3 protein-coding genes are annotated in these 3,028 nt (G+C 52.7%); 1 reads left to right on the top strand and 2 read right to left on the bottom strand.

The window, feature by feature from the left end; all coding sequences use genetic code 11:
• Together ON064_RS17845 and ON064_RS17840 are read right to left on the bottom strand one after the other, a co-directional pair.
• Nucleotides 1-728 (bottom strand): phosphoenolpyruvate-utilizing N-terminal domain-containing protein (locus tag ON064_RS17845; protein ID WP_274625821.1); only part of this gene is annotated, 728 nt, incomplete at its 3' end.
• A complete protein-coding gene (locus tag ON064_RS17840) occupies nt 725-994 on the bottom strand; it encodes a phosphocarrier protein HPr (protein WP_121298117.1) in 270 nt (89 codons plus the stop codon). The genes ON064_RS17840 and ON064_RS17845, both read right to left, overlap by 4 nt.
• Nucleotides 995-1,473: 479 nt before the next feature.
• Here ON064_RS17840 and ON064_RS17835 point away from each other — a divergent pair.
• Nucleotides 1,474-3,028: PTS mannitol transporter subunit IIBC (locus ON064_RS17835; RefSeq protein ID WP_274625820.1), on the top strand; the 1,555-nt coding region annotated here is incomplete at its 3' end.

Genomic DNA, 3,028 nt, shown 5'->3' with positions numbered 1-3,028 from the left:
TGTTTTTCTTTGTATTCGGCGAGTGTCGCTTCGTCCGGGTCGAGAAGGATTTCGCCTTCCAAGCCGTCGATGATAACGATCGTGCCGTTATCAATGGAGCTCATCGCTGATTTCGCGCCGACGACTGCCGGGATTTCCAGCGTGCGTGCGAGGATCGCGGAGTGGGACGTACGACCGCCGATATCGGTGATAAAGCCTTTGATGTATTTCGGGTTTAATTGCACCGTATCGGAAGGCGTCAAGTCTTCTGCGATGACGACGACTTCATCGGTGATCATGCTTGGGTTTTGGATTTTGACGCCTAATAGATGGGCGAGCACGCGTTTTGTGACATCGCGCACATCGGCGGCGCGTTCTTTCATGTATTCATTGTCCATCGCTTCGAACATGTCGACGAACATCGTCGACGTTTCGTGAAGCGCGAACTCTGCGTTGACGTTATCGTTGTTGATCTTGTCGGTGATCGGCCCGATCAATTCCGGGTCTTCCAAGACGAGCAAGTGGGCGCCGAAAATGGCCGCTTCCTTGTCGCTGATTTCTTCAGCGGTGCGTTTTTTGATGACTTCGAGTTCAGCAATCGATTCGTTTACTGCTTGACCGAAGCGCTGGATTTCCGCCTGTGTGTCCGCTACGTTTTTCTTGTCGACTGTCAGTTCCGGATTTTCCAGGCGGAAGGCCTTGGCGATGGCGATGCCGTTAGAGGCTGCGATTCCGGAGATGCGATTCATTCGTTCGAGATTCCTTGTTCTTGGAGTACGCGCTCGATTGTTTCCATCGCTTCCGCTTCGTCTGCACCGTCTGCGGCGATCTGGACTGTTGAGCCAGAAGGAACGCCTAGTGACATAACGCCGAGGATTGATTTCAAGTTAACTTTTTTGTCCTTGAATTCCATCGTGATGTCCGATTGGAATTTTGATAACGAACCTACGAGTGCTGAAGCTGGACGTGCGTGCATGCCTGCCGGATCTGTGATTGTGAATGTTTTTTCTACCATGAAAAATTCCTCCTTAGGATGGTTGGGATGTAAGCGAATTCACCCCTCATTATGACAGTTTCTGCGCAAATTGCATAGCAGGGCGCCGTTTGAAGGTGGGATCAAAAACGACAGTGTTGTCGTGGAGGCGGCGACATGTCCCTGTGCACGGCACAATTCGGGGCGTGGAAATGGCGGTGTAGCGTGGTTTTGGAGTTTGTCCGTCCCTGTGCGTGACACAATTCGCTGGGGTGGCGACTGGTTTTTGGTTGTGTCCCTGTGCACCACACAATTTGGCGCATCAGATTCGCGTCGCAGCAGGATTCTGCGTTGGGTTTGTCCCTGTGCGCCACACAATTTCACGCCAACGACAGCTTTGTCCGGACAGTGGCGACAAAGTTGGTTTTTCATTAGATTGAATGCGCTTACACAAAGGGCGTATAATCTGAATTAACAAACAAAGCACAAGGGCAAGAGCCCAAAAAAGGAGGATGAAAGGAATGGCAGAAGAACGTTCAAGCGTGAAAGTGAAAGTCCAGAAGTTCGGTAACTTCCTGAGCTCGATGGTTATGCCGAACATCGGCGCGTTTATTGCCTGGGGTCTCATTACCGCATTATTTATTCCAACGGGCTTTTTCCCAAACGAGAATTTTGCGTCACTCGTCGGGCCGATGATTACGTATTTGCTTCCGCTATTGATCGGTTATACGGGCGGTAAGCTTGTGCACGATCAGCGAGGCGGCGTCATTGGTGCGATCGCGACGATGGGGGTTATCGTCGGGGCACCGGATACGCCGATGTTCCTCGGTGCGATGATCATGGGGCCGCTTGCGGCTTGGGTCATCAAGCAGTTTGACCATTTGATCGAAGGCAAGATCCGCTCCGGTTTTGAGATGCTTGTCAATAACTTCTCATCCGGTATCATCGGCGGGGCGCTAGCGATCTTCGCTTACCTCGGCATCGGGCCGGCCGTCAGCGCATTGACTCAAGTCTTGGTCGCAGGCGTTGACTGGTTGCTTGAAACAGGCTTGCTTCCATTGACTAGTATCTTGATCGAACCGGGGAAAATTTTATTCCTCAACAACGCAATCAACCACGGCATCCTGACGCCGCTTGGGCTTGAACAAGTCCAGCAGGCGGGCCGTTCGGTTCTGTTCTTGCTTGAAGCGAACCCGGGACCTGGTCTTGGCGTCTTGCTCGCGTTCATGTTCTTCGGAAAAGGCATCGCGAAACAATCGGCACCAGGGGCCGTCATCATCCACTTCTTCGGCGGGATTCACGAGATTTACTTCCCGTACGTGTTAATGAAACCGATGCTTCTGTTGTCCGTCATCCTCGGCGGCATGAGCGGCGTGTTCACACTGGTCTTGATGGGCGGCGGCTTGATGGCCCCTGCATCACCAGGCAGTATCTTCGCGATTGCCGCGGTCACACCGCCTGAAGGCATGGCGTATGTCGCGAACTTCACGGCGATTTTGGTCGCAGCGACGGTCTCGTTCTTAATTTCAGCGGTCATCTTGAAGCGCAGCAAAGACACAGCAACAGATGAAGACGTTGAAGCTGCAACGAAACGCATGGAAGAAATGAAAGGCAAAAAGAGCTCGGTTGCAGGCGCACTTGGCGCTAGCGCTGGAGCTGCAGGAACGGCTTCGACAGCTGGTACGTTCCCGGACGATGTCCAAAAAATCGTCTTTGCGTGTGACGCTGGGATGGGGTCGAGCGCGATGGGCGCCTCGCTCTTGAGCAAGAAAGTAAAAGAAGCAGGCATGCACATCAAAGTCACCAATAGCGCGATTTCGTCCATCCCTGCCGATTCGCAAATCATCATTACGCAGGACAAATTGACGCCGCGTGCGAAAGACAAACGCCCGGATGCGTATCACATCTCGGTCGACAACTTCCTGTCGAGCCCTGAATACGACCGCTTGATCGAGCGCATGAAACATGGCGTGACAGAAGAGCAAAGTGAACTGGTCGACGACAGCGAAGCGAATGCAGCGACTGGCGATGAAGGCGACGCTCCACTACTGACGGAAGACAATATTTTCATCAATA

The sequence above is a fragment of the Planococcus sp. A6 genome, from assembly GCF_028823615.1.
Lineage (GTDB): Bacteria > Bacillota > Bacilli > Bacillales_A > Planococcaceae > Planococcus.
The sequence above is the reverse complement of the archived record's forward strand: the minus strand, read 5'-3'. Positions and strand labels throughout refer to the sequence as shown.

Excerpts from the sequence above, each read along its gene's own strand:
- ON064_RS17840 (WP_121298117.1), bottom strand. The coding sequence starts at position 994 with ATGGTAGAAAAAACATTCACAATCACAGATCCGGCAGGCATGCACGCA.